Annotated in this window: 21 protein-coding genes; 6 read left to right on the top strand and 15 right to left on the bottom strand. The window is 71.6% G+C overall.

Annotated features, from left to right (window positions below; translation table 11 throughout):
• Nucleotides 1-95: 95 nt before the first annotated feature.
• The 6 genes from RM704_RS00190 to RM704_RS00165 all read right to left on the bottom strand — a co-directional run bounded on the left by RM704_RS00190 (nt 96) and on the right by RM704_RS00165 (nt 8,153).
• On the bottom strand, nt 96-890 hold the full coding sequence (locus RM704_RS00190; RefSeq protein WP_033528617.1) for an aminotransferase class IV: 795 nt from the start codon (nt 888-890) through the stop codon (nt 96-98).
• Nucleotides 891-951: 61 nt separating this feature from the next.
• Nucleotides 952-2,133, bottom strand: coding sequence for an FAD-dependent monooxygenase (locus RM704_RS00185; RefSeq protein WP_033528616.1), 1,182 nt, complete (start codon nt 2,131-2,133; stop codon nt 952-954).
• Complete coding sequence (locus RM704_RS00180) at nt 2,130-3,752, bottom strand: class I adenylate-forming enzyme family protein (protein ID WP_033528615.1); 1,623 nt, start codon at nt 3,750-3,752, stop codon at nt 2,130-2,132. The genes RM704_RS00185 and RM704_RS00180 overlap by 4 nt, the downstream gene beginning before the upstream one ends.
• 3 nt (nt 3,753-3,755) lie before the next feature.
• Entirely contained in the window at nt 3,756-5,384 is a 1,629-nt protein-coding gene (locus RM704_RS00175; RefSeq protein WP_033528614.1) for a benzoate-CoA ligase family protein, read from the bottom strand.
• Nucleotides 5,381-7,534, bottom strand: coding sequence for an aminodeoxychorismate synthase component I (pabB, locus tag RM704_RS00170; protein WP_033528613.1), 2,154 nt, complete (start codon nt 7,532-7,534; stop codon nt 5,381-5,383). Before pabB ends, RM704_RS00175 begins: the two co-directional genes overlap by 4 nt.
• Nucleotides 7,535-7,562: 28 nt before the next feature.
• A complete protein-coding gene (locus RM704_RS00165) occupies nt 7,563-8,153 on the bottom strand; it encodes an antibiotic biosynthesis monooxygenase (protein ID WP_311588584.1) in 591 nt (196 codons plus the stop codon).
• 372 nt (nt 8,154-8,525) lie between these two features.
• Between RM704_RS00165 and RM704_RS00160 the strand changes: the two genes are divergently transcribed.
• Nucleotides 8,526-9,938, top strand: coding sequence for a pyridoxal phosphate-dependent decarboxylase family protein (locus RM704_RS00160; RefSeq protein WP_033528611.1), 1,413 nt, complete (start codon nt 8,526-8,528; stop codon nt 9,936-9,938).
• A 90-nt stretch (nt 9,939-10,028) separates the two neighbouring features.
• On the opposite strand, the gene RM704_RS00155 is transcribed toward RM704_RS00160, so the two are convergent.
• Nucleotides 10,029-10,829 (bottom strand): SDR family NAD(P)-dependent oxidoreductase, encoded by an 801-nt coding sequence (locus RM704_RS00155; protein WP_033528610.1) that lies wholly within the window; start codon nt 10,827-10,829, stop codon nt 10,029-10,031.
• A gap of 474 nt (nt 10,830-11,303) precedes the next feature.
• Here RM704_RS00155 and RM704_RS00150 point away from each other — a divergent pair, with 474 nt between their 5' ends.
• Nucleotides 11,304-11,885, top strand: coding sequence for a hypothetical protein (locus tag RM704_RS00150; RefSeq protein ID WP_052146155.1), 582 nt, complete (start codon nt 11,304-11,306; stop codon nt 11,883-11,885).
• Here RM704_RS00150 and RM704_RS00145 read toward each other — a convergent pair.
• The 4 genes from RM704_RS00145 to RM704_RS00130 form a co-directional block, all read right to left on the bottom strand.
• Nucleotides 11,876-12,790, bottom strand: coding sequence for an SDR family oxidoreductase (locus tag RM704_RS00145; protein ID WP_033528609.1), 915 nt, complete (start codon nt 12,788-12,790; stop codon nt 11,876-11,878). The two genes, RM704_RS00150 and RM704_RS00145, sit on opposite strands and share 10 nt — an antisense overlap.
• A 195-nt stretch (nt 12,791-12,985) precedes the next feature.
• Nucleotides 12,986-13,615: an MBL fold metallo-hydrolase gene (locus RM704_RS00140; RefSeq protein ID WP_033528608.1), complete on the bottom strand. Its 630-nt coding sequence runs from the start codon at nt 13,613-13,615 to the stop codon at nt 12,986-12,988.
• Complete coding sequence (locus tag RM704_RS00135) at nt 13,615-14,703, bottom strand: S-(hydroxymethyl)mycothiol dehydrogenase (protein ID WP_033528607.1); 1,089 nt, start codon at nt 14,701-14,703, stop codon at nt 13,615-13,617. The genes RM704_RS00140 and RM704_RS00135 overlap by 1 nt, the downstream gene beginning before the upstream one ends.
• Nucleotides 14,704-14,915: 212 nt before the next feature.
• Complete coding sequence (locus RM704_RS00130; RefSeq protein ID WP_107072330.1) at nt 14,916-15,182, bottom strand: metal-sensing transcriptional repressor; 267 nt, start codon at nt 15,180-15,182, stop codon at nt 14,916-14,918.
• Nucleotides 15,183-15,312: 130 nt separating this feature from the next.
• Here RM704_RS00130 and RM704_RS00125 point away from each other — a divergent pair, with 130 nt between their 5' ends.
• Nucleotides 15,313-17,073 carry an ABC transporter ATP-binding protein gene (locus RM704_RS00125; RefSeq protein ID WP_033528606.1) on the top strand — a complete coding sequence of 587 codons (1,761 nt, stop codon included), beginning with the start codon at nt 15,313-15,315 and terminating at the stop codon, nt 17,071-17,073.
• A 30-nt stretch (nt 17,074-17,103) separates the two neighbouring features.
• On the opposite strand, the gene RM704_RS00120 is transcribed toward RM704_RS00125, so the two are convergent.
• Both RM704_RS00120 and RM704_RS00115 read right to left on the bottom strand, forming a co-directional pair.
• A complete protein-coding gene (locus RM704_RS00120) occupies nt 17,104-18,564 on the bottom strand; it encodes an aldehyde dehydrogenase family protein (protein ID WP_033528605.1) in 1,461 nt (486 codons plus the stop codon).
• Between the two features lie 183 nt (nt 18,565-18,747).
• The gene (locus tag RM704_RS00115) at nt 18,748-19,044 is read right to left on the bottom strand and encodes a hypothetical protein (RefSeq protein ID WP_033528604.1); all 297 of its coding nucleotides are present in this window, start codon (nt 19,042-19,044) and stop codon (nt 18,748-18,750) included.
• Nucleotides 19,045-19,249: 205 nt separating this feature from the next.
• On the opposite strand from RM704_RS00115, the gene RM704_RS00110 reads away from it, so the two are divergent.
• The gene (locus RM704_RS00110; protein ID WP_033528603.1) at nt 19,250-19,615 is read left to right on the top strand and encodes a nuclear transport factor 2 family protein; all 366 of its coding nucleotides are present in this window, start codon (nt 19,250-19,252) and stop codon (nt 19,613-19,615) included.
• Between the two features lie 268 nt (nt 19,616-19,883).
• Entirely contained in the window at nt 19,884-21,113 is a 1,230-nt protein-coding gene (locus tag RM704_RS00105; protein ID WP_033528602.1) for a glycosyltransferase, read from the top strand.
• Between the two features lie 92 nt (nt 21,114-21,205).
• On the opposite strand, the gene RM704_RS00100 is transcribed toward RM704_RS00105, so the two are convergent.
• Complete coding sequence (locus RM704_RS00100) at nt 21,206-21,883, bottom strand: TetR/AcrR family transcriptional regulator (protein ID WP_033528601.1); 678 nt, start codon at nt 21,881-21,883, stop codon at nt 21,206-21,208.
• A 161-nt stretch (nt 21,884-22,044) separates the two neighbouring features.
• Here RM704_RS00100 and RM704_RS00095 point away from each other — a divergent pair, with 161 nt between their 5' ends.
• Nucleotides 22,045-23,310: a YncE family protein gene (locus RM704_RS00095; RefSeq protein WP_033528600.1), complete on the top strand. Its 1,266-nt coding sequence runs from the start codon at nt 22,045-22,047 to the stop codon at nt 23,308-23,310.
• Here the strand turns inward: RM704_RS00095 and RM704_RS00090 are convergent.
• Nucleotides 23,303-25,186 carry a glycoside hydrolase family 5 protein gene (locus RM704_RS00090; RefSeq protein ID WP_033528599.1) on the bottom strand — a complete coding sequence of 628 codons (1,884 nt, stop codon included), beginning with the start codon at nt 25,184-25,186 and terminating at the stop codon, nt 23,303-23,305. The genes RM704_RS00095 and RM704_RS00090 overlap by 8 nt on opposite strands.
• Nucleotides 25,187-25,803 lie beyond the last annotated feature (617 nt).

Raw genomic sequence — 25,803 nt, 5'->3', positions numbered from 1 at the left:
CGACAATTCAGCGCCCGTATGTCGCTGAACGACTTTCAGCGCCGGGCCGAATTCCCTTCGGCCCGGGGCTTCTCCGCCCGTACATCGCTGTGAATTCAGTGGTCCGGCAGCGGCCGCATCAGCCCGTCCAGCCATCGCCGCCATTCCGGTGCGCGGACGGCCCGGCCGGGGGTCATCGGCCGGCCGGTCCAGGCGGCGACCGGGCGGATGCCGTGGAGGGCGTTGACGAGCCACACCTCACGGCCGTCCAACTCCCCCAGGGAGCGTTCGCGGTGGGCGACCCGGACGCCGGTGCGGGCGGCGTGCTCCAGGACGAGGGCCACGGTGACGCCCGCGAGCAGCGGCAGCCGGGGCGGCGGCAGACAGAGGGTGTCGTCCTCCCACCAGAGCAGACTGTTGCTCGCGCCCTCCAGCACCAGGCCGGAGGGCGCGATGAGGATCGCCTCGTCGGCGTCCACCCCGGCCGCCCGGCTGCGGACCCGGGCCAGGGCGTCCAGGTCCGGCCCCTTGCGGCGGGGCACGGTGCGCGGGTCGGGCTGCCCCGCCGCCCACACCCGGATCTCGGCCGTGAGGGGCGGGGCGTGCCGGAGCAGCAGCCTCAACTCCAGTGATCCGGAGGCGAGTTCCACCCGGGGGAACCACTCCCCCGTGCGCGGCAGGGCGCGGGTCATGTCCTGCCAGAAGTCGACGACCTGCCCGAGGGGCGGCGCGCCGCACTCGCCGCAGGACCGCACGAACCGTTCGCGGTGCCGGCCGAAGCCGCGCACCCGTCCGTCGCGCAGCAGCCACGAGTCCGCTACGAGGAGGCGTCCGCCCTGTGCCTGGCCGGGGACGAGGCCGTGTTCGGGTGACCAGGTCAGCAGACCTTCCGCGATGGCGGGTTGTGTCACTCGGTACTCCTGTCGGTCTTTCGGTTCCATGTCCGTGGCCGGTGCGGGTCCCGCCGCCGGCTCAGTACTTGCGGCCGGCGACGGCCGGGGCGCCGTGCCGGGGTCCGTAGGGGGCGTGCTCCAGCCAGGCGCCGCAGCGGGGCACCATCGGGGCGAGGGCCGCCGCCGCCCGCTGCTTGACCCGGACGATACGGCGCCGGGGCCGCAGATGGTCCAGGGCGCTGCCGGCGGCGGCGCTGTTGAACAGGCCCGCCGCGCGCCGGACGCCGGCGAAGGAGCCGACCGCTTCGGGCGTGCCCTCCGCGATCGCGCGGGCCGCGGCGACCGCGTCCGCGATGCCGCTGTTCATGCCGCGTGCCCCGAAGGGCGGGAAGAGGTGCGCGGCCTCGCCGGCCAGCAGCACCCGGCGGTGCGGGTCGGTGAAGTCGGCGGCGACCTTGCGCAGGAAGCGGTAGGTGGACACCCACAGGATCCGCTCGTCGTAGCCGTCGCCGACGACCTCGGGCAGCCAGCGGCGTACGGCCTCCCGGGTGCCGTACTCCTGCGTCGCGTCGTCGTCGCGGCACTGGAGGTCGAGTTGGAAGCCGCCCGTGAAGGGCACCCGCATGACGCTGCGGCCGCCGAGCGCCGGGTGTTCGTAGTGGAAGACCCGTTCCAGCGGCAGTTCGGCCCCGGGAATGTCAGCGACGTCCACGACGACGTGGAAGCCCTCTCCGTGGGTGCCCTCCAGCGGAATGCCCAACTCGCGGCGGACCGCCGAGCGGGCTCCGTCGGCGGCGACCGCGTGGGTGCCCGTCCAGGTCCTGCCGTCCTCGCCGGTGAGCGTCACCTCCTCCGGACCGGTCCGTACGGCGGTGATCCGGGCGTCCCACACGAACTCCACCCCGGCGTCCCGGCAGGCGGCGAGCAGGAAGCGCTCGGTGTCGACCTGGCGGAGGCTGGTGAAGGGCGGGGTGCCGGTGGGCGGCGGGAAGGTGCGGGCGTAGACCTGGCGGCCCCGGTAGAGGGTGCGTCTGGTGTGCCAGGTCCGCCCGTACGCGGCGATCTCGACCGCGAGTCCCGGATGGATCTCCTCCAGCAGTTGCAAGGTCTCCCGGTGCACGAACAGGGCGCGGCTGCCGGGGCGTTCACGGCCCTCGGGGTCGGCTTCCAGCAGGGTGACGGGGAGGTCGTGGGCGCGCAGGGCGAGGGCGGCGGAGAGACCCACGGGTCCCGCGCCCACGACGAGGACGGGAGGCGTCATGTGCGGGTGCTCTCGGCGAGCATGCGGGTGATCTCGACGCGTTTGACCTTCCAGGTGGAGGTCATCGGAAGTTCGTCGAACCGCCACTGCCTCGGCGCCGCCATGGTGGGCAGATCGGCCGTGGCCTCGTGCCAGCGCCGCAGGTCCAGGGGCCGTTCGCCGCGTACGCAGACCACGGGGACGGGTTCGCGGTCGGCGCCGGGGACGATGACGACCTCGCGCAGCTCCTCCAGGCGGGACATCAGCGTGTCCTCGACCTCCAGGTTGCTGTGCACGGAGTCGATCTGGTCGATCTCGCGGTCGATGAGGTAGAGGGCGCCCCAGCGGCTCTGGTAGCCCATGTCGCCCATCTGCCACCAGCCGCTGTCGAGTTGGCGCAGATAGCGCTCCCGGGCGCCGAGGTAGGTGAGGATGCGGCCGCGGGTGCGGGCCTCGATGCGGCCGGCGGTGCCGGGGGCGACCCGCCGCCCGGCGTCGTCGGCCACCCGGACGCGGGTGAAGCCGGGGATGCCGATGCCGACCCGGCGGCCGTCGGCGCGGGCGGCGCTCCTGCGGGTGAACCACTGGAAGGCGACCGGGCCCGTCTCGCTCTGCCCGTACAGCTGGATGAGCCAGGGCGAGCGCCGCTGCGAGGCGTCGAGGAGCCGCTGCACGGTCCGGGGGTGGATGGCGTCGAAGGTGGAACCGTAGGAGCGGACGCGGGACAGCGGGGCGCCGGGCGCGTCGGCCAGCTCCTCCCACAGCACGAAGGTGTTGGGGTGGGTCTCGACGATGCCGGGGCGGTGGCGGGCCAGCAGCGGGCCGACGTTCGACGGTTCCGGGTCGACGATCAGGAGCAGCGGGCTGCCGAAGTGCAGCAGCACGCCGAGCAGATGGTAGAAGCGCGAGTGCACGAACGACATGTGCAGGGCGGCGGTCTCGCCCCGGGTGGGCCAGCCCATGGCCTTCTGCGGGACGAGCCGGTTCCACATGGTGTTCGGGCAGTGCACGGCCAGCTTGGGCAGGCCGGTGGTGCCCGAGCTGTGGGTGATGAGGGAGGCGTCGCGGGGGTGCAGGCGGACCGCGGCCGGGGTCGGGGCGCCCACGTACTTCCGCAGCGGTTCGGCGCCCGGGGCGTCGTCGACGCCGAGTGTGCGCCGGACCAGGCCGGTGAGGTCGACGCCCTTCAGGGGGCCTTCGAGTTTGGCCCGGTCGGTGATCAGCCAGGGCTTGTGCAGGCGTTCGAGGAGCTGTCCGACCACCGGGCCGGCGAGGCCGGGCGAGAGCAGGACGGGGACGGCGCCGATCCGGGATACCGCGCAGGTCAACAGCACGATGTCGACGTTGTCGGTCTTGTGGACGACCACCTCTTCGGAGGGGCGCACGCCCGCTTCCCACAGGCGCCCGGAGAGTTCGTCGACGAGGTCGGCGAGGGCGGTGTAGGAGAGGTCGGTCCCGCTGTCGGGGTCGACGTCGAGGGGCCGGTCCAGCGTGACGAAGACGGGGCCGTGACGGTCGGCGGCCTCTCTGAACATCGAGCCCAGGTAGAAACCGCGGCCGGAGAGGGCGGGTTGCCGGTCGGTGTGGAGCCGGTCGCGCATGGCGGCGGACCTTTCTGCGGGGACGAGGGTGCCGGCCATGGCTCACCACGCTCCTTGGCGGACGAGGTGGCGACGGAGCTTGCCGGTCGCGGTGCGGGGCAGGGTGGGGACGAAACTGACGCTGCGGGGGACCTTGAAGGCGGCGAGCCGGTCGCGGGCCATGCAGATCAGTTCGGCCTCCAGGCCCACCCCGATGGGCGGGACGGGGACGACGAAGGCCCGTAGCCTGCTGGCGCCGCGTTCGTCGGTGACGGCGGCGACGGCGACGTCCCGGACGCCGGGGTGGGTGCGCAGCAGGTCCTCCACCTCCAGCGGGGAGACGGTGATGCCGCCGACCATCTCCATGTCGTCGGCGCGGCCGAGGTGCCGGTAGGTGCCGTCGGGTTCGCGGACGGCCCGGTCCCGCGTGCACAGCCAGCCGCCGACGAGGGTGCGCTCGGTCTCCTCCGGCCGGTTGAGGTAGCCGGGCGTCACCGTCGGTCCGCGCACCCAGAGTTCGCCCGCCTCGCCGTCCGGCACCGGATGGCCGGCGCGGTCGCGGAGTTCCACCTCGAAGCCGGGGACGGGGCGGCCGACCGTGCCGGGGTGGTTGTGGTCGAAGCTGTTGGCGCAGAAGGCGTGGCCGGCCTCGGTGGAGCCGATCTGTTCGAGGACGGGTGCGCCGAGCAGTTCGGTGACCTGCTTGCCGAGTCCGGCGGGCATGCCCTCGCCGGCGGACACCGCCGCCCGTACCGAGGCGAAGCAGTCCCGGTGGCCGTCGGCCCGGTCGGTGACGAGGGCGGCGTACGCCGAGGGCACCGAGTACAGGAGGGTCACCCGGTGCCGGGCGACGAGTTCGTCGACCGCCGCGGGGGTGGGACGGCGGTCGGCGAGGACGGCGGAGGAGCCGGAGAAGAGCGGGAAGACCAGGGCGTTGCCGAAGCCGTAGGCGAAGTACAGCCGGGAGACGGAGAGGGTGACGTCGTCCGGGGTGATGCGCAGGAGCCGGCGGCCGATGAGGTCGTGGTACGTCTTGGGGTCGCCGTGGACGTGGACGACGCCCTTGGGCCGGCCGGTGGTTCCGGAGGTGTACTGGATGTAGAGGGGGGTGTGGGCGTCGACCGGGTGGGCGCGGGTGGTGGGGGCGGCCGTCGCGCTCAGGGCGGTCAGCTGGTCGGCGCCGAGGCGCCGCGCCGGCTCGGACGTGTTCCCGGTGCGCGTTGTCGTTGGCTGGTCCCGCCCGCGCCGCGGAGCCGCGGGGGTCACCGCCCCGTGCGCCTTTCGGGGCGAGGGGATGTGACCGTCGAGCCCTGGCCCCGTGACCCAGAGGACCGCCCTTGTGTCCTCTGCCATGAACTGCAGTTCGGGAGGGGTGAGTTCGGGGTTGACCAGGACCGCCACCGCGCCCAGGCGGGCCAGGGCGAGGAACGTGGTGACCCAGGTGACGGAGTCCGGGAGGGCGAGCAGCACACGGTCGCCGGGGCCAACGCCGTGGTCGGTGAGGACGGTGGCGGTGCGGGCCGCGAGGGCGTGGATCTCGCCGTGGGACCAGGCCCGGTGGCCCTGGTGGAAGGCCGGGCGGTCGGCCCAGCCGCGTCGCTCGGCGAGGGCGGCGAGATGGGCCGCGACGTTGCCGGGGGCGCCCGCGTCGGCGGACTGCCGGGTGGGCCGGGACGTCGTCGTGATCGTCATCGCGTCGGCTCCTCGGTGACGGCGGGGGCGGAGGAGTGCTCCCGATGGGCCCGCATCAGTGCCGCCGTCTTCAGCAGCATCTCGTCGTACTCGGCGGCGGGATCGGAGTCGAGGACGATCGCGCCGCCCGCGCCCAGATGCATACGGCCGCCCTGGAACACGGCGGTACGGATGACGATGTTGAGGTCGGCGCCGCCGCTGCACCCGAGGTAGCCGAGGGCTCCCGAGTACACGCCCCGCGCCTCGGTCTCCAGCGTGTCGATGATCTCCATGGTGCGCAGCTTGGGTGCCCCGGTCATCGAGCCGCCGGGGAAGCAGGCCCGGACGCAGTCGACGGCGTCGGTGCCCTCGCGCAGCCTGCCCTCCACCGTGGAGACCAGTTGGTGCACGGTGGCGTACGTCTCCGTGGCCATCAGGCGGGTGACCTTCACGGAGCCGGTCCGGGAGACCCGGCCGAGGTCGTTGCGGAGCAGGTCGACGATCATCAGGTTCTCGGCGCGGGTCTTGGCGTCGGCGGCCAGTTCGTCGCGGAGCCGGTCGTCCTCCTGCGGATCGGCGCCCCGGGGTGCGGTGCCCTTGATGGGCTTGGCCTCGGCGATGCCGTCGCGGGTGATGCGCAGGAACCGCTCGGGCGACGAGCCCGCGATGTCGAGGTCGCCGAACCTGAGGAAGGCCGCGTACGGGGCGGGGTTGCCGCGGCGCAGCACCCGGTAGAAGTCGTACGGGTCGTAGGGAGCGGGTAACCGGGCCGCGTTGGTCAGACAGACCTCGTAGCTGGTGCCCGCGTTCAGCTCCGCCTTGCAGGCGTCGATGTCGGCGAGGTAGGTGGCGCGGTCGCGGACCAGCCAGGGTTCGGCGGCGCGCGGGTAGGGCGCGGTGGCGGCCCTCAGGGGGACCGTGGGGTCCGAGCCGACGAAGGTCAGCTGGGCCAGCGCGGTGTCGAGCCAGTCGCCGGCCTCGCGGGACGCCGCCGGGGTGTCCTCGGAGAGGCAGACCGCGTAGGTGTGACCCTCCTGGTGGTCGACGGCGATCAGCCGGTCCGCGAACAGCCAGGCCGCGTCCGGGGTCTCGGCCTTGTGCCGGTTCTCGGAGCCGGTGTCGGCCTTGAGTTCGTAGCCGAAGTAGCCGACGTAGCCGCCGGTGAAGTCGAAGGGCAGACCCGTCGCGTCGACCTTGCGGACGGCCAGCTGCCGCTTGAGATAGTCGAAGACGCTCGCCTGGACCCTGCGGGTGGGCCGGCCCTGCCGTTCGATCTGGCAACTGCCGCTGTCGACGTCGTAGCGGACGACCTCGGCGAGGGGGCCGCTGCCGTCGCCGAAGAACGAGAACCGCGCCAGGCCGGGCTCGACGCGGGAGCTGTCCAGCCAGAAGGCGTGCGGCGCGTCGGCGTACATCCGGGTGAAGGCGGCCTCGGCGTCGACGGCGCCGGCGATGCGACGGGTGTGCAGTCGGTACCCGGCGCCGGGCGCCCGCCGGGGGCGGGGGATAGCGCCCGCGAGGGAGGGGAGCGCGGTGTGGTGCGTGTTCGTGACGGGTGCGACGGCCGTGTTCTTGGTGCGAGGGCTGCCGGTCCGTTCCGCCGTGAGGTTGCGGAAGTTCACCAGCAGCCGGTGGCCGTGGTCGGTGAGGATCGACTCGGGGTGGAACTGGACGCCCCACAGCGGCCGTTCGCGGTGACGCAGCCCCATGAGGACGCCGTCCTCGGACCAGGCGGTCGCCTCCAGGGCCGGCGGCAGCGGCTCGCGCACGGACAACGAGTGGTAGCGGACGACCGTGAAGTTCTGCGGGATGCCCAGGAACAGGTCGCGTCCGTCGTGCCGGACCGTGGACAGGTGCCCGTGGCGGGGCCACGGGGCGGGCTCGACGTCGGCGTGTTCCCCCACGGCGATGCCCTGATGGCCCAGGCAGACGCCCAGCACGGGGATCTCGGCCTCGGATATCAGCCGGGCGGCGATTCCGAAGTCACGCCGTTCCGCGGGGTGGCCGGGTCCCGGCGACACCACCACATTGTCGAATTCTCCCAGCTCCGGAATGTCGTCGGCCGAAGCGTCGTTGAGCACGACCACCGGCTCCTCGCCGTTGACCTCGGCGATCAGCTGGAACAGGTTGTACGTGTACGAGTCGTAATTGTCGATGAGCAGGGTCTTCACCCGCCCACCCCCCTCTTCGTTCTCGGACCTAGGCGGTCCGTCGTTTGTGCCGGCCGCGCAACGCCTGCAACGGCGGATACAGCCATTTCTTCAGGAATCTCTGGAGTCTCGGCATGAGAATCCAGGTGACGATGGCTGCCACGGTCAGACACAGCAGAAGTGTACGGAAAAGCGGATTCAGGTCGTTGAGATAGGGAAGTATTGCTTGGTTGAACAAGAACACGGGCGGGAAGACCGCACCGGAATTCACCAACCACAGTTTCCATTTCGGGGGTGGCCCCGGAGGGCCGGCCGGCGTCGGGGCCCGGGCGGTCTGGGAGTCGAACCAGGCCCGGGAACCCACGATGCTCCGACGGCCGGTCTCCTGTGCCAGTCCGTCGGCGCGGGCCGACCACTGGGCCCAGACCACGGAATTCTCCCAGGTCCGGGCCGAGTTCTCGCTGTCGAAACGGTAGACCACATGCCACTCAGCCTCTCCGTCGACAAGTACGCCACCCCCCAGAAAACCCGGCTGCTGCGCACTTGTACGCAGCGCGGCCCACCCCCATGAGTGGAAGTCGGCCTCGCGCCCCGGCACCACCTGGTACGCGACGGTGACGGTAACGGGATTCCTGCTCACGCCGTCGAATACGCGAAGAGCGCGAGCGCCGTTCAAACCTCAACGAAGTTTTTCGACGCTGTCCGGATCGTGCACTTATGACGACCTTTCAGACACCTTGACGCTTTCTGTCGCGAGGGTACGCCAGAGTAACTTCCGGTAATTCCCGGAAGCGCTTGCCCGGAGGGTCGGAATAGGCGCACCATTCGCCATCGCCCCCTCGGGCAATTACAGGAATGCGAAGGAGCCATGCCGTCCCGTGCCCGGCCGCCCGGCCGCCCGGGTCACCCGTCCGCCGCCCCTCCGCACCTCCGTCCGTCCGCCCGTCGACAGGGCCAGTTCTCCACAGGTGGACCGGGACCACGGTCGGCTCCCCGCCCTACCCTGCCGATCATGGACTCCGTACTCGCCGACGATCTCTCCCGGCTTCCCGAACTGTTGCAGGCCGCCCGTGACTTCGCCGCCGAGGAGGTGACGGGTCTCGCGGACCGGCCCGTCGCCCGGCTCGACGGGCCGCCCGGGACCGTGCCGCTCCCCGTCGAGGGCGTCGGCGCCGAAGGGGCCCTGACGGAGTTCGCCGAGCGCTGGGCCGGCGGATTCTCCGGATCGGCCGGGCCCCGCTACCTCGGCTTCGTCACCGGCGGGGCCACCCCGGCGGCCGTCGCCGGGGACTGGCTGACCAGTGCCTACGACCAGAACGTCTCCGGTGACCAGGACTCCTCCGCGAGCGCTCTGGAACGGCAGACCCTCGGGTGGCTGCGCGAGTTGTTTGGACTGGGCTCGGAGTACGGCGGCGCCTTCGTCACCGGTGCGACCGTCTCCAACACCGTGGGGCTCGCCGTCGCCCGTGAGTGGCTCGGTGAACGGCTGGGCGTGGACGTGGCCCAAGAGGGCGTCGCCGCGCTCGGTCCCGTCGACGTGCTGTCCGGCAGCCCCCACTCCAGCATCGCCAAGGCGCTCTCCGTGCTCGGCGTCGGCCGCGACCGGCTGCGTGCCGTCCCCCTGCTGTCCGGGGGCCGTGAGGCCGTGGACGTGGAGGCCCTCGCCGCCGCCCTGGAGGCTCTGGAGGGGCGGCCGGCGATCGTGGTGGCCAACGCCGGGACCGTCAACTCGGTCGACTTCGACGACCTGCGCGCCATCGCCGCGCTCAAGGAACGCCACGACTTCTGGCTCCACGTGGACGCCGCGTTCGGCGGCTTCGCCGCGCTGTCGCCGTCGTACGCGCATCTCGTCGACGGCCTCGACAGCGCCGACTCGATCTGTGTGGACCTCCACAAGTGGCTGAACGTCCCCTACGACGCCGCCGTCCAGTTCACCCGCCGCCGGGACCTCCAGGTGCGTGTCTTCCGCAACGACTCCCCCTACCTCGGCCTCCCCACCGGCGAGCCCGACTTCCTGCACCTCACACCGGAGAACTCCCGTCGGTTGCGCGCCCTGCCGGCCTGGTTCTCCCTCATGGCGTACGGCCGGGCGGGGCACCGCGAGATCGTCGAGCGCAACGTCACGCTGGCCCGCGCCCTCGGGGAACGCCTCGCACAGGCACCGGGGCTGACCCTCGTCGCACCGGTCCGGCTGAACGTCGTCTGCTTCACCCTCGCCGAACGGCCCACCCGGGAACGGGTCCAGGCCCTGGCCCGGGCGATCGCCGTCTCCGGCGAGGCCTTCGTGACCCCGACCGTCCTCAACGGGACGCACGCGCTGCGGGCCGCGTTCAGCAACTGGCGCACGACGAGGGCGGACACCGAACGGGTCCTCGAAACCGTGGTCACGGCCACGGAGGCCCTCACCACCGCTGTGGGGCCGTGACCGTCGCTGTGGGGCCGTGACCGCCGTCGCCGGGGCCGATCGCCGTCGGGGAACCGGCACCGCCGTCGCGGGGCCCTGACCCGACGGACCCTAAGCCCGCTCCTCGTCCCGCCAGGCCCGCGCCGCCCGCGCGAACGCCGTGTTCACGGCCAGCAGGCCGCCGTCCACGGGCAGGGTGGCGCCCGTGATCCAGGCCGCGTCCCGGGAGGCGAGGAAGGCCACGGCCGCCGCGATGTCGGCCGGCTCGCCGACACGGCCCAGGGGGTAGATCTCGGCGAGGTCGTCCAAGTGGGCCTCGCGGCCGGCCCAGCCAGGGGTGCGGACCGTGCCGGGGGCCACGAGGTTGACGCGGACGCCACGGGGCGCGGCGTCACCGGCGAGGGTACGGGTGAGGGAGCCGAGACCGGCCTTGGCGGCGCTGTAGGCGTGGTTGCCGAAGCGCTGGAGGCCGTTGACGGAGCCGATGTTGACGATGGCGCCGCGTCCCGAGGCCACCAGGTGCGGCAGGGCCGCACGGGCGCAGCGGAACGCGCCGGTCAGGGTGAGGTCCAGGTCGTGGGCCCAGGTCTCGTCAGGGGTGTCCTCGCAGAGCGGCGCGTCCGGGCTGCAGCCGAAGGCGTTGTTGACCAGGACGTCGAGCGAACCGAGGACCGTCACCGCGTGCGCGACGGCCGCCTCGACGGACTCCCGGTCCCCGACGTCGCACCGGAACGCCTCGACGGCCAGCCCGCGCTGCCGCAACTCCGTCACGGTCCGCTCGGCCGCCGCCGCGTCCACGTCGGTGACGAGTACCTTCGCCCCTTCCTCGGCCAGCCGCCGGGCCGTGGCCGCGCCGATCCCGCGCGCCGCGCCCGTGATGAGAACCCCGTACCGTTCCTTTGGACTGAGCATGAGTGCACATGTCCAGCCGCACGCCCCGAACGGTCTTGGGCGCTCCCCCACTGCCTTAAGGGCGTGGGAGGTGCCCCCAGGTCCCCGGCGTACTCGACCCCTGGGCGGCGACACGCATCGCGTGCGTGGTCCGATCCAGGGAGGCCAGTTCCCTCACGACCTGGCCAAGTGGGTACGGACAGAGGGCGACGGAGAGGCCCCAAACCTTCTCTCCGGAGGAGAGGGGGCTCCGTGCGCTGGCTCCGTTCTCGGCGTCCCAGATCGCACGATCACGTAAACCCGATCAGCCCACGACACCGCAAGCCCGCGACCAGACCATCACACGATCGAGCTAACTCGACCTCGTACACACTCCCTGGCGAGCATCTACCGCCCCTCGAAGCGTCCCATCGCATGCATACGGCAGAACGTACTCCGCGCCACCCGTCGCCGGGACGGATGCGACGCGCTCTTCGTCCCGGTTACGGTCTGATCATGTCAACGTTTATCCAGCAACTCCCGGCCCTGTTGGGCGTGGTGATCGGCGCTCTCGGCTCGTATCTGGTGGTGATGCGGGGCGAGCAGGTGCGGTTCCGGCAGGAGCGGGCGACCCGTTGGGAGGAGCGACGGCTCACGGTGTACGCCGACTGGGCGCGGGCTCTGAAGCAGTCCATCACCCTGACCTACCGGGTCGCCTCCCATCTCGGCAACGACCCGCATCCCCACCCCCTCTCACCGGAGGAGGCCGCGCCCCTCATGGCGGAGGCAACGGTCGCCCGGGACCCCTCCGGCGAGGCACTGCTGCTCCTGGGCAGCCCCGAGGTGGTGGAGAAGGCCCGCGCCTGGGTCGTCACGGTGATGAGGATGGAGGAGTTCCTGCGCGCCGGGACCCGTGATCCCCGGGCCTGGCAGGAGTTGCTGGAGCGGCAGCGCGCCGGGAGGGAGGCCTACTACGTGGCCGTGCGGGAGGATCTGGCGCTCCCGCCCGGCCACTCGGCACGCTGGCAGCTGCAGGCACCGCCACCGAACCACGGTGACGGTGGCCCGCCCCACCGCGGTGACGGCGCTCAGCGGTAGCCGGTCGTGTCCGCCGGCTTGCCCGCGTCCTGGACCTCGACGACGTAGCGCCAGGCGTCTGGGCGGCTGCCGTCGAGGTCGGTGAAGCCGTAGGTCCGGGCGAGGGAACCGCTGGAGTGGGACTGCCCGTTGAAGCGGGCGACCTCCGGGTCGGCGGCGAGCGCGGCGACGGCCCGGCCGACGAAGCGGGGGGTCTCGGAGATGGCGAAGTGGGGGACGCGTTCGAGGGCGTCCCGCCAGTTCTCCTCGGTGACCCCGTAGTGGTCGAGCATCATCTCCGAACGGAGCCAGCCGGGGGTGAGGGCCACGGCGGTGGCGCCGCGCGGTCCCAGCTCATGGCCGAGCGCGAACGCCATCCGCAGGACGGACCACTTGGCGAGGTCGTAGAAGAAGGTGCTGCGGTAGTGGGTGCCGTTGTACTCGGCCGTGCCGTCGGTCATCTCCACGACCAGGCCGCCCGGGTTGCGCAGCAGCAGCGGCAGGGCGAAGTGGTTGGTGATGGCGTGGGTCTCGACGGCCAGGCGCAGCAGCCGCAGCCCGTTGTCGAGATCGTGCTCCCAGACCGGGCTCTCCCATTCGAAGAGCTTCTCGCCGCCCCAGATGTCGTTGACGAGGACGTCGAGCCGGCCCTGCTCCTCGGTGATCCGGTCGACGAGGGTCCGGACCTGTGCCGGTTCGAGATGGTCGGTGGGTACGGCGATGCCATGGCCGCCCGCCTCAATGACCAGGTCGGCGGTGTCCTCCAGCGTCTCCGGGCGGTCGTACTCGGAGCGCCGCTCCCGCGTGGAGCGCCCTGTCACATAGACCGTCGCTCCGGCCGCCCCCAGTTCGACGGCGATCCCCCGGCCCGCTCCGCGCGTGGCTCCCGCGACCAGTGCGATCCTGCCGTCCAGCGGCTTCGACATCTCCGACCTCCATTGCGTACGGGTGTCACCTTGCCGACGCCGTGGTGTTCCGGCGTCCTCGACACGAGGGTGTCGTGGAAGCCGGACATCTTCTGTCGGGTTTTCGGTGGGTGACGCCCGGGAGCCGGATGTGTCGCGCGTCGCCGCGTCCCCGCGCCCCTGCGGGGGGACGCGGGGACGCGGCGAGCGGGCCTCTCAGTGGCCCCGGTCGATCCACTCCTGAAGGTGCGGGGCCTCCGCTCCGATCGTCGTCGTGTCGCCGTGGCCGGTGCGGACGACCGTGTCCGGCGGGAGGGCGAGCAGGCGGTCGCGGATGGAGTCGATGATCGTCGGGAAGTGGGAGTAGGAACGACCGGTGGCGCCGGGGCCACCGGAGAAGAGCGTGTCTCCGGTGAAGACCGTGCCGAGACCGGGGTCGTGGAGGCAGACGGCGCCCGGGGCGTGGCCGGGGGTGTGCAGGACGGTCAGGTCGGCGCCGGCGGCCTCGATGACCTGACCGTCGGCCAGCCAGTGGTCGGGCAGCCGGTCGGGGTGGGTCTGCTTCCACAGCGGCAGGTCGTCCGGGTGGAGCCAGATCGGCGCGCCGGTGCGCTCGGCGAGGGCGGGGGCCGCGTCGATGTGGTCGTTGTGGGCGTGGGTGCAGACGATGGCCACGAGCCGACGGTCCCCCACGGCCTCGGCGATGGCGTCGGCGTCGTGGGCGGCGTCGATGACGAGCACCTCGTGGTCGTCGCCGACGAGCCAGACGTTGTTGTCGACGTCCCAGGTGCCGCCGTCGAGGCTGAACTGGCCCGAGGTGACGAGGTGTTCGATGCGGGCGGCCATCAGAGGGTCACCACCGATCGCAGGACGTCGCCGCCGTGCATCCGCTCGAAGGCCTTCTCCACGTCGTCGAGTCCGATGGTCTCCGTGACGAATGCCTCCAGGTCCAGACGGCCCTGGAGATAGAGGTTGATCAGCATGGGGAAGTCGCGGTCGGGCAGGCAGTCGCCGTACCAGGAGGACTTCAGGGCGCCGCCGCGGCCGAAGACGTCGAGGAGGGGGAGTTCGAGTTTCATCTCCGGGGTGGGGACGCCGACGAGGACGACCGTGCCGGCCAGGTCGCGGGCGTAGAAGGCCTGCTTGTAGGTCTCGGGGCGACCGACCGCCTCGATGACGACATCGGCACCGAAACCGCCGGTCAGCTCGCGGATCGCCTCGACGGGGTCGGTGTCCTTGGAGTTGACCGTGTGGGTGGCGCCGATGCTCTTGGCGGTGGTCAGCTTCCGGTCGTCGATGTCGACGGCGATGATCTTCTCGGCGCCGGCCAGCCGGGAACCGGCGATGGCCGCGTCCCCGACGCCGCCGCAGCCGATGACGGCGACGCTGTCCCCGCGCCCCACGTTCCCGGTGTTGATCGCGGCGCCGATGCCCGCCATCACCCCGCAGCCCAGCAGTCCGGCGACCGCCGGTGCGGCGGCCGGGTCGACCTTGGTGCACTGGCCGGCGGCGACGAGGGTCTTCTCCGCGAAGGCGCCGATGCCGAGGGCGGGTGACAGCTCCTGACCGGTCGAGGCGAGCGTCATCTTCTGCGTGGCGTTGTGGGTGGCGAAGCAGTACCAGGGGCGACCACGTCGACATGCCCGGCAACTACCGCACACGGCACGCCAGTTGAGGATGACGAAGTCGCCGGGGGCGACGTCCGTGACGCCCGCTCCGACGGACTCGACCACACCGGCGGCCTCATGACCGAGCAGGAAGGGGAAGTCGTCGTTGATGCCGCCCTGCTTGTAGTGCAGGTCGGTGTGGCACACCCCGCACGCCTGCACCTTCACCACGGCCTCCCCCGGTCCCGGGTCGGGCACCACGATCGTCTCGATCCGCACCGGCTCGTTCTTGCCCGGTGCGATCACGCCGCGTACTTCCTGCGCCATGGTGAACCTTTCCGTTCGATCCCAGAAACGGCGGTCGCCCGCCCACGGTCACCCTACGGACTGACCAGCGAGTAGGGCCTCCCGTGCCGAGGGAGCCGTGGCCGAAACGGTCGTGCGGTCGGGCGACCGGGGCCACGGCCCGGCGTGGCGCGCAGATCGCGTACGCCTCCGAGCGCGCCCGCATCGCCGCGGCACGGACCACCCGCACGTGCTCACGCGAGCGACAGGAGGAGCTTCTCCAGCCGCGCCCGCATCTGTTCGTTCGTCTCGCCGTTCCGCTCGTTCTCGTCGGCGTCGGTGAGGCACTGCTGCAGCCCCGTGGCGATGATCGCGAAGCCCGCCCGGTCCAGGGCACAGGAGGCCGCCGCCAGCCGGGTGACGACACCGTCCGCCGTACGTACCCCCCTCGTACCCGCGGCCGGGAGCGCGGGCTCGCGAGCCGCGCCACCCTGCGGATGACGGACCCCAGGCCCCCGCACACCCCGGCTCGCCGGGGACCGGGCCCTCCTGCCGGGCGGTCGGAAGTCGTTCCCGGCGCTCCTCACCCCCGACGTAGGCTGAGGCTCCGCGCCCGGTCCCCACTCCCCGACCGACTTGCCGAGGAGCCTCGTGAGCACCCCTGAGACCACCGCCGAGCGGCAGCCACCCACCTGGCGGCTGCTGCTCGGCTATGTACGGCCCCACCGTGGGGCACTGCTGCTGGGCGCGCTGCTGTCCCTCGTCACCGGGGCCACCGGCCTCGCCCTGCCGCTGGTGGCCCGGGAGCTGATCGACGACCTGTCGCACGACCGGACGATCACCTGGGCGCTGCTCCTGATGTCCGCGCTGGTGGTGGGCAACGCGGCGCTGGGCGCGGTGGGTTCGTACGTCCTGCGGCGCACGGCCGAGTCGGTGGTGCTCGGCGCGCGGCGCGCCCTGTCGTCGTATCTGCTGCGGCTGCGGATCACGGCGGTGGACCGCAGCGAGCCGGGTGACCTGATGGCACGGATCACCTCCGACACCACCCTGTTGCGCGAGGTCACCACCGACACCCTGGTGGGCCTCGGCACCGGTGGGCTCACGCTGGTGGCGACGGTGGTGCTGATGGGTCTGGTGGACCCGGTGCTGCTGCTCGTGACCCTGGGCGTGATCGTGGGCGCGGGCGTGGTGTTCGGGGTGATCGTGCCGCGCATCAACCGGGCGAGCAGGGCCGCGCAGGACGCGGTCGGCGCGATGGGGGCCTCGCTGGAGCGGATCCTCGGCGCGCTGCGCACGGTCAAGGCGTCCGGCGCAGAGCACCGCGAGGAGGAGACGATCCACGCGGCGGCGGAGGAGTCGTGGCGGCAGAGCGTGCGGGCCGCCAAGTGGTCGGCCGCCGCCGGGAACACGGCCGGACTCGCCATGCAGATCGCGTTCATCACCGTGCTGGCAGTGGGCGGCGCGAGGGTCGCGACCGGCGCGATCGACGTGGGCACGCTGGTGGCGTTCCTGCTGTACGTCTTCTATCTGATGTCGCCGATACAGCAGGTGGTGGGCGCGGTCACGCAGTACCAGACCGGTGCCGCCGCGCTCGCCCGCATCCAGGAGGCGCTGCGGCTGCCCGCCGAACCGGCCGCCCGCCCGGCCCCGCTGCCGTCCTCCGACGCGGCGCCCGCCGCGCTCGCCTTCGACGAGGTCCGTTTCCGGTACGCCGACGATCTGCCGTACGTCCACCACGGGGTGACCTTCGACGTCCCGGCCCGGGGCATGACGGCGTTCGTGGGCCCCTCGGGTGCCGGCAAGACCACGGTCTTCTCGCTGATCGAGCGGTTCTACGACCCCGAGGCGGGCCGCATCACGGTCGACGGCCGCGATGTCGCCGAGTGGGACCTGTCCCGGCTGCGCTCCGCGATCGGGTACGTCGAACAGGACGCGCCCGTGCTGTCCGGGACGCTGCGGGACAACCTGCTCCTGGGCAACCCGCGGGCCGACGAGGCCGAGGTCGGCCGTGTGCTGAAGACGACCCGCCTGGACGGACTGGTCGCCAAGCTCCCGCAGGGCCTGGAGACCCTGGTCGGCCACCGGGGCACCAAGCTCTCCGGCGGTGAGCGTCAGCGGGTCGCCATCGCGCGGGCCCTGCTCCGCCGGCCCCGGCTGCTGCTGCTCGACGAGGCGACGAGCCAGCTCGACGCGGTGAACGAGGCGGCACTGCGCGACACGGTCGCCGATGTGGCCCGTACGACGACGGTGCTGGTCGTGGCGCACCGGCTGTCCACGGTGACGATGGCCGACCGCATCGTCGTCATGGACGCGGGCCGGGTCCGCGCGGTCGGCACCCACCGCGAACTGGTGGCCGCCGACCCGCTGTACGCGGAGTTGGCGGCCACGCAGTTCCTCGCGACGGCCGGGTGATCCCGGCCGTCGGGCAGGGCCGGTAGGCGGTCAGAAGGGGAAGTGCGACTGCTGGCCGGCGATGGTCACCCAGCGGGTGTTGGAGAACGCCTCGATGCCCCAACGGCCGCCGAAGCGCCCGTAGCCGGAGGCCTTCACCCCGCCGAAGGGGGCCATCGGTTCGTCCGCCACCGACTGGTCGTTCACGTGCACGATGCCGGTACGGATCCGGCGCGCGACGGCCAGTCCGTGGGTGGCGTTCTCGGTGATGACGCCGCAGCTCAGGCCGTTGTCGGTGTCGTTGGCGGCGGCCACGGCCGTGGCGTCGTCGGCGAACGGCTGCAGGACGCACACCGGTCCGAAGGACTCCTGGTAGTAGAGGTCGGCGTCCTTGGGGACGTCGGTGAGCACGGTCGCCGGGTGCACCGCGCCCTCCGGCTGCCCGCCCCCGGTGAGCACCTTGGCGCCCTTGGCGACGGCGTCCTCGACCAGGGCGGCGATCCGCCGGGCGGCGTCGGCGCTGACCAGCGGGCCGACCACCGTGTGCGGGTGGTTCGGGTCGCCGGCCTGGAGCGTGGCGACCTTGGCGGTGAACTTCTGCGCGAACTCCTCGGCCAGCGACTCGTGGACGAGGATGCGGTCGCCGGACATGCAGATCTGCCCGGCGTTCATGAAGACGCTGAAGGTGACGGCGTCGACGGCGTAGTCCACGTCGGCGTCGTCGAGCACGATCACGGCGTTCTTGCCGCCCAACTCCAGTACGGCGGGCTTGAGATGACGGGCCGCGTGCTCGCCGATGATCCGGCCGACGCCGGTGGAGCCGGTGAAGTTCACCGCGCGCACCCGCTCGTCGGAGATCAGCGCCTCGGCGATCTCCGCCGCGTCCTCGGGGGCGTTGGTGACGACGTTGAGCACGCCGTCGGGGAGGCCCGCCTCCCGGAACACGTCCGCGACCAGCAGTCCGCAGGCGATCGGGGCGTCCTCACTGGGCTTGACGACGACGGTGTTGCCGGCGGCCAGCGGCGCCGCCACGGCCCGTACACCGAGGATGACGGGCGCGTTCCACGGGGCGAAAGCGGCCACCACGCCGAGGGGTTCGCGTACCGCGAGGCCGAGCGCGCCCTCCTTCTGGCTGCTGAGGACCTCGCCGCGCGGAGCGGTGATCGCGGCCGCCGCCTCGCGCAGGATGTTCGCCGCGAGCGCGACGTTGAAGTACGCCCACGGCCGGGTGCCGCCCGCCTCGCGGGCCATGATGTCGGCGACCTGGTCGCCCCGGCCCTCCAGCAGGTCGGCGGCCTTGAAGAAGATCGCCCGCCGGGCGAAGGGGGTGAGCGCGGCCCACTCCTCGAACGCGGCGTCGGCGGCGTCCACGGCCCGCCGGACGTCCTCCGGCCCGGCCGCCGCGACCGTCGCGTACACCTCCCCCGTGTACGGGTCGAGGTCCTCGGCGGTGCGGCCGGACGCGGCGGGCACGTCCTTGCCGCCGATCAGAAGGTCACGGGTGATGGCCATGATGCGGCTTCCTCGGGGTACGTATCGACGACGGTACGCGATCGAGCATGATCGCTCTTGAGCATTCTTAGTGCGAAATTCAATTACGTTACTGTTCCGTGATGCTCTGCCCGGCCCCCGCGCATGTCAAGAGCCCCACCACGAAGCGCGTGGCGGGGCTCCCGTCGTGTGCGACCGGCTCCGCTACTCGATGGCGCCCAGCAGGCCGAGGGCGGGAGCGGCCATGTCGGTGACCTGGTGCAACTCGTTGAGGCGGTTCAGTTCGTGGACCTGGTCGAGGCTCTTGAGCTGCCGCGAAGGGCGCGGCAGGGCGGACCTGTGCTCCTCGGGGAGGTCACTGACAGCGAGCGAGTCCAGCATGGTCATCGGGTTGAGCTGCGTCGTTTCCGCGACGGCGTCCGCGTTCGCCATCGGTGCGGCCAGGCCCGTGACACCGACGGCGAGACCCACGGCGGCGACGATACGTCGAGTTGAGATCATGCCCTCAGCAACGGTCCCCGGCCCCCGACGGTCACGGCCGCTCACCCGGGAGGCGCATACCCGAACGCGGGACCGCGTGCCCCACCGCGCGGCGCCTGTCGCGCTTGCGCTTGCCGTGTCCCGTCCGGCGGAGGAGCCTCGAGGGAGAGGCCGTTCGCGGCCCGTTCACCCATGCCGGGCCACGGCCCTTCGAAGGAGGTCATCCATGGGCACCTCGACCAGCCCCGCCTTCGACGTCGAAGCGCTGCGCAGGGGCACGGAGGAAGCCGACGCGGCGACACTGACGTCGCTCTACGCGGACGACGCCGAACTGCGCGTCGTGGACCGCAACACCCAGCCCAGCCACCCCAAGGTCCTGCACGGCCGGTCCGAGATCGGCGCGATGTTCGACGACGTCTGCGGCCGGGAGATGACCCACAAGGTCGAGCAGTGCCTGGTCCAGGGGGACCAGGTCGCGTTCACCGAATCCTGTGAATACCCCGACGGGGTAAGGGTCCTGGCGAGTTCGATGATCTCCCTGAAGGACGGGAAGATCGTCGACCACACCATGATCCAGGCCTGGGACGAGTGACCGCGGAGGGCGTGCGGAGCAACGCCCGGTACGGATCAGCCTCTGCTCCCGGCTGAATGTCCACGGCACTGGTCCCGCGCGGCGCGGGGCCGCCGCCGTGGCCGAACGCTGACAGATCCTCGACGGCCGGGGCGACCTCCCGAGGTGAGCCGATCGGCCCGACGAGGCGGCGTGCTTTCGGACAGGGGCTCTTTCGGGTCATCGCTGCGCGGCCCCCCTGACGGGGCGTGGCCGCGACGCCATACTGGCGGGCGTGCGTGTAGCGATCATGACGGCGGGTTCCCGGGGTGACGTCGCGCCGTACACCGGGCTCGGACACGGGCTGGTGCGGGCGGGGCATCAGGTCACGCTGGTGACCCACGGCCGGTTCGAACCGCTGGTGGCGGGCTCGGGGGTCGTCTTCCACGCTCTGCCCGTGGATCCGCGGGCGGAGCTGGAGTCGGAGCGCGGTCAGGGACTGCACCGGAGTTCCACCGGCGCCGGGAAGCTGTACCGGGCGATGGAGATGGCCCGGAGTCTGGTGGGCCGGATGGTCGGCGACCTGGTGGCCGCCGCCCGCGCCAGTGACGCCCTGCTGCTGGCGGGCACCCTGGCACCTCTTGGCCACACCATCGGCCAGGGACTCTCGATCCCGAGCCTGGGCGTCAACCTGCAACCGCTGGCGCCGACAAGGGAGTTCGCGCCTCCGATGACCGGGGTGCGCTCCTGGGGCCCGGTCGTCAACCGGGCGGCAGGGCACGCGGTGAACACGGCCGTCGAGTGGATCTTCACGGAGGAGGTGCGCCGGCTGCGCGCGGAGTACGGGCTCGCGCCCACCGGCCGGGTGGCCGCGCGGCGGGCCCGGGAGCGGCTGGGCTGGCCGGTGTTCCACGGCTTCAGCCCCCGGGTGGTGCCACGGCCCGGGGACTGGCGCGCCGGGCTGGACGTCACCGGCTACTGGTGGCCGTACGACCGCGAGGACCGCCTGCCGGCGCCGTTGCTGGACTTCCTCGACGCCGGTCCGCCCCCGGTCTTCGTGGGCCTGGGCAGCGCCACCGTGCCCGATCCCGAACGGATGAGCGGCGAGATCGTACGGGCCCTGCGGGCGGCCGGGCTGCGCGGGGTGATCCAGCAGGGCTGGAGCGAACTGCGGGGCGAGGGCGACGACATGTTCACCGTGGGCGAGGTGCCGCACTCCCTGCTCTTCCCGAGGACGGCGGCCGTCGTCCACCACGCGGGCGCTGGCACGACGGGGGCGGGCCTGCGTGCCGGGGTCCCGGCCGTTCCGGTGCCCGTGCAGTTCGACGAGGGTTTCTGGGCCGCCCGCCTGGTCGCGCTCGGGGTGTCCCCGGGTGCCGTCCCGCTGCGCGGCTTCACGGCCACCGCCCTGACGGCCGCTCTGCGAAGGGCGACCACCGACCCGTCGTACGGCCGTCGCGCCCGAGCCCTGGCCGAAGAACTGCGCGCGGAGGACGGAGTGGCCCCGGTCCTGACCGCGGTGAACCGACTGGCGGGCTGACCGCACGGGGCGCAGCCCCTGCTTTTCAGGGGCGCGGGGAACTGCGCGAGAAGCCCCACGCACCCGCACCCGAAAAACCACCGTGCCGCCCCCTACCGCTCCACCCCTCCACCCTCCCCCGGTCGCCAACCCGCCGGTCGCACTATCCCCAGCAGCAGTCGGACCAGTTCGTCGACCACCTCGTCGAGGGGGGCGTCCACCCAGCCGGCCTGCCAGTCGTGGAGGAGGCCGTTGACGCTGCCGATGAAGGCGGTGGCGGCGATGCGGTAGTCACGGTGGACGGCCTCGCCGCGCTCCGCGGCGGCGGTGGCCTCGGCGCAGATGAAGTCGATCCAGCGGGCGCGGCGTTCGAGGCGCTGGCGCTCCATACGGGGGCTCACGCCGACGATCTCGGTGAAGGTGATGCGCAGTCGGCGCGGGTCGCCGGTGACGTTGGCGGCGTAGGCGAGGAACGCCGCGGTGGCCCGCTCGGCGATCGACTGCCCTTGCGCGGTGGCCAGTCCGGTGAGCGCGGCCTCCTCGGCCCAGTCGTTGACCCGCAGGTGGAGGTCGGCCAGCACGTCCTCCAGGGAGTGGAACTCCTCGTAGAACTGGCGGGTCGACAACCCTGCGGCCTCGCTCAGCGCCGCGATCGTGGTCCCCCGGAAGCCGGGGCTGTCGCCGAAGAGTTGCAGACCGGCGTCGAGGAAGCGGTCCCGGCGCTCGGCACGGCGCTCCGCCGCGGATCTGCCCCCGTAACGGCCGGTGGGCTGTTTGAGCCTGCCCGACACGTTTCTCCTCCCGACGAACCCCACGTACGGCGGCCGATACGGCCGTCGCTCGATTTTGTCGTGTCCCTGGTCTTGTGGTGAAGCGGACCGTTCCTTACTTTCCAGTAAGTCTGCTCTGAACACAGGTGTGTTCAGACTCCGCCCGCGCAGGAGGATCCGACATGCCCCTCTCCCCCACCCGCCGCAGCCGCAGGAACCGGCATATCGGTGCCGTCGGCGTCGCACTCGCGCTGACCGCCTCGGCCGTGGCGACCGCGACCCCGGCGAACGCCGCTGCCGACCTGCGGGAGGTGATGTTCGTGGGCAACAACTGGGAGGGCACCGCGGACGTCATCAAGGCCTCCGGCGACTTCGCGAAGATCGGCCGGGTCAACGTCATCCCCGACAAGGACGCGCGGATGGCGGAGATCAACGCCGATCCGATCCGCTGGATCGCGTTCATGACGATCCGCAACAGCGTGGGCGAGGGCCATGACCAGTTCGTGGACGACATGTACTCCACACCGGACGGCTCGTCGATGGTGGTCTCCCGGCCGAGCTTCGCCGACGTGGTCTCCATCGACGTCAGGACCGGCGCCATCAACTGGCGGTTCGCGGTGTCGGGTTACCGCGCCGACCACATGGCGGTCTCCCCCGACGGCAAGCGCGTGGCGGTGTCCGCGTCCACCGGCAACACCGTGCACGTCCTGGACATCGTCACCGGCAAGCAGGTCGGTTCGTTCAAGACCGGCGACAAGCCGCACGAGAACATCTTCACCAAGGACGGCAAGTACATCTGGAACATGGCGATCGGCGATGTGAACACCCAGACGGACGCGCCCTGGCTGGACTGGACGAAGGGCGACCGGAAGATCACGGTCGCCGACGCGACCACCTTCCAGCAGGTCAAGGTGATCGACATGCGCGCGCGGCTCGACGCCATCGGGCTGGGCGACTACTCCGACGCGGTCCGGCCCGCCGCGTTCTCGCCCGACGAGACGAAGCTGTACTTCCAGGTGTCGTTCTTCAACGGCTTCTTCGAGTACGACATCGCCACCGACAAGATCACCCGCACCAAGACCCTGCCCAAGTCCCCCGGCGTCAGCGACGAACGCACCACCTTCGTCAACGACTCCCGCCACCACGGTCTGACCATGAAGCCGGACGGCACCAAGCTGTGCATCGCGGGCACCATGGACGACTACGCGACCGTCGTGGACCGCGCGACCCTCCAGGAGGGCCCGCTCGTCCCCGTCTCCAAGCCGTACTGGTCGACCGTCAGCGGTGACGGCAAGTCCTGTGTGGTCTCCGAGAGCGGCGCCGACCAGGTCACCGCGATCGACTTCGCCACCGGGAAGAAGACCGTGTCCGTCGCAGTCGGCGACCACCCCCAGCGGGTGCGGGTGGCGAAGGTGCCCGCCGACTGGACCGGACCCTCGGCTAACTGAACCTGGTGGCCAGCCAGTTGGACAGCTCCGTCCGTGCCGCGCTCAGCTGCGTGGCGGACGGGGCTGTCGCGCCGTTGGTGACCAGGGCGTAGTGCAGCTTGCCCGTGTCGGCGGCGGTCAGGAGCAGGCGACGGCTGCCGGTGCCGCCCGGTTCTTTGGCGGCGGCGACCGGCGTGGACGTGGTGTACGCCGGCGGCGCGGCCGTCACCCCGAGGTCGGACACCACCGTGGTGGACGCGGTGGGGAAGGACGCCGGGAGGTGCAGTTCGGTCGGTTCGGTGCTGCCGTCCGAGCGCCAGACCAGCAGGGAGTACTGGCCGGAGCCGACCAGCGAGGAGACGTTCGGCAGGGAGCTGGGCACGGGGTTCCAGGTCAGCGTCGTGGAGCCGTCGCGCGAGCGGTCCTCGTAGGTGAAGGCGACCGTCCGGCCCGCGGTGGCGCTCGGGTAGATCCGGTCCAGCATCCGGGCGTCCTGCCGGAGCACGGCCGTTCCGGAGTCGTCGAGCCGTACGGCGGAGAGATCCTCGTCGTTCCAGGCGTCGCCCTCGACCTGCACCTTGTCGGGGTTGTCGTTCATCAGCTCGTGGTGGCGGCCCCAGTAGATGTCCCACTGCCACTGGGAGCCGGAGAGGACCGGACCGGAGGCAGCCGGGTTCGACCACCAGTCGACGCCCTTCACCCGGGAGTCGAGCGCCTGGTACATGGCCTTGTAGACCGTGGGCGCCTTGTCGGAGACCGAGCCGCTGAGCGGGTGTCCGAACTCGCTGACGATCGCCGTCGTGCCACCGGCGGCGGCCCGGTCCCGCACGGTGCCGAAGTCGTTCACGTACTGGCCGTTCTCCGCCTTGCCCCACATGAAGACGCCGGAGATCGCCTTCTGGTCGTAGAAGTGGGTGTTGAAGACGTAGCGCGGTCCGATCGTGCCCGCGTCGAGGAGGCCGCCCTCCTGCTTCTGGAAGTCGAGATTGGCGTTCCAGAAGAGGTTCGGCTCGACGAACGCCGGCTTGGACTGCCAGCCCGCCGCGTCCATCCGCGCCCGGAACTTGACGTAGAACGGCCACAGGACGTCCTTCTCCCATGTCCTGCTGGTCTGCCCGGAGTCGAGGGTCCCGAAGTGGGGCTCGTTCCACGGGTCGAAGCCGACGAGACCCTGGAACTGGGCGGACGTGAGGTTCGCCTTCAAGTACGTCATCGTCTTCTGCGCGGTGTCCAGGAAGGAGTCCTGGAGCCCGTGGGTGTTGTGCCAGAAGTCGTACGTCGCCTCCGTCACGGCCGCGTTGGAGGTGATGTTCTGGCCCCAGAACGGGCAGACCCCGCAGTACTCGTCGGGGTAGTCGCCGAGGTCGACGGCCCACTTGGGGGCGCCGTCGCCGGTGTACCAGCTGTCGGAGTCGAACAGCCAGCGGGAGTACAGGTCCTGGTGGAAGTCGGGGTAGACCTTGATCCCGGCGTCCAGGAACGCGCCCATCTGGGCGGTGGCCGCCGCGAGGTAGGAGGTGCTCACCTGCCCGCGCACCGGTTCCGCGTAGGCCCAGGAGAGCAGGAAGCGGACGGAGTTGCCGCCGCCGAGTGCCCTGAGCGCGGTCGCCGACTTCTTCGCGTCGGCGACCGAGGCGAAGGGCAGACCGTTGTTCTCCTTGAGTTTCGTCTCACCCGAGACGTTGTAGCCGCGCAGGACGACCTCGCGGCCGAGGCCGTCCTTGAAGGTGCCGCCGTCGACCGTGAGCGTGGTCGCGGCCTGGGCGTCGAACCAGAGTTCGTCAGTGAGAGCGGAGGCGGGCTGGGTAGAGCCCGCCGTGGTCAGGAAGCCGGTGATGAGTACCAGAACACCGAGCAGACGAGTGCGCAATCTTGACATGTCCGCCACATTCGACATGTGCACTACCGTCCCAATGGGCAGGCGAGCCGTCAATAGCAACTGACGCACGAGTAAGTACCCATTTTCGCAAGACAGTTCACCTTTCACGATCGAGTCTTTGCCCTCACACGACCGCTCCGGGGCCCGCACGCCGACCACGGGGGGCGCCGGACCGCACGGGGGGCGCCACCGAGCACGGCCCCACGGAATTCAGCCGATGTTCACCCGAACGTCACCACGAAGGGCCCTGCCGACGGAACCGGCCTATGGTTGAGCGCAGTTTGAGCCGATTTGTTCCGTACCCCGTCCGGCATACATGAAAGGCGGTACGAGCGGTGGACAGCTCTTTTCGCGGGCTCCGCGAACACAAGCCAGGCACTCGTGACTTCGACCCGAGGAGCGCCCTGCCCCGTCTCGACCGCCTAGGGGCACCGGAAGGGGAGAAGCGCTCGGATGCGCGGAACGAGCGCTGCGCGTCGCTGTACGACGCGATACGGGACATGGGCAGGTACGAGGCGGCGGTGGAGGCGGAGAGACGGCGGACTGGCGGTGACGACCTCCTGCCCGGCCCGTGACGAAGTGACGCGACGAAGGCCGAGCCGCGTGCGAGGGGCTCGGCGTGACTGACCACCATC

The sequence above is a fragment of the Streptomyces gottesmaniae genome (assembly GCF_031845845.1).
GTDB lineage: Bacteria > Actinomycetota > Actinomycetes > Streptomycetales > Streptomycetaceae > Streptomyces > Streptomyces akebiae.
This window is presented reverse-complemented; position numbering and strand designations above follow the sequence as displayed.

Bases quoted from the DNA above. Each gene is read 5' to 3' on its own strand.
- RM704_RS00185 (WP_033528616.1), bottom strand. From the start codon at position 2,133: ATGACGCCTCCCGTCCTCGTCGTGGGCGCGGGACCCGTGGGTCTCTCC.
- RM704_RS00180 (WP_033528615.1), bottom strand. From the start codon at position 3,752: ATGGCCGGCACCCTCGTCCCCGCAGAAAGGTCCGCCGCCATGCGCGAC.
- RM704_RS00175 (WP_033528614.1), bottom strand. From the start codon at position 5,384: ATGACGATCACGACGACGTCCCGGCCCACCCGGCAGTCCGCCGACGCG.
- RM704_RS00160 (WP_033528611.1), top strand. From the start codon at position 8,526: ATGGACTCCGTACTCGCCGACGATCTCTCCCGGCTTCCCGAACTGTTG.
- RM704_RS00155 (WP_033528610.1), bottom strand. From the start codon at position 10,829: ATGCTCAGTCCAAAGGAACGGTACGGGGTTCTCATCACGGGCGCGGCG.
- RM704_RS00150 (WP_052146155.1), top strand. From the start codon at position 11,304: ATGTCAACGTTTATCCAGCAACTCCCGGCCCTGTTGGGCGTGGTGATC.
- RM704_RS00145 (WP_033528609.1), bottom strand. From the start codon at position 12,790: ATGTCGAAGCCGCTGGACGGCAGGATCGCACTGGTCGCGGGAGCCACG.
- RM704_RS00140 (WP_033528608.1), bottom strand. From the start codon at position 13,615: ATGGCCGCCCGCATCGAACACCTCGTCACCTCGGGCCAGTTCAGCCTC.
- RM704_RS00135 (WP_033528607.1), bottom strand. From the start codon at position 14,703: ATGGCGCAGGAAGTACGCGGCGTGATCGCACCGGGCAAGAACGAGCCG.
- RM704_RS00120 (WP_033528605.1), bottom strand. From the start codon at position 18,564: ATGGCCATCACCCGTGACCTTCTGATCGGCGGCAAGGACGTGCCCGCC.
- RM704_RS00115 (WP_033528604.1), bottom strand. From the start codon at position 19,044: ATGATCTCAACTCGACGTATCGTCGCCGCCGTGGGTCTCGCCGTCGGT.
- RM704_RS00110 (WP_033528603.1), top strand. From the start codon at position 19,250: ATGGGCACCTCGACCAGCCCCGCCTTCGACGTCGAAGCGCTGCGCAGG.
- RM704_RS00105 (WP_033528602.1), top strand. From the start codon at position 19,884: ATGACGGCGGGTTCCCGGGGTGACGTCGCGCCGTACACCGGGCTCGGA.
- RM704_RS00095 (WP_033528600.1), top strand. From the start codon at position 22,045: ATGCCCCTCTCCCCCACCCGCCGCAGCCGCAGGAACCGGCATATCGGT.
- RM704_RS00090 (WP_033528599.1), bottom strand. From the start codon at position 25,186: ATGTCGAATGTGGCGGACATGTCAAGATTGCGCACTCGTCTGCTCGGT.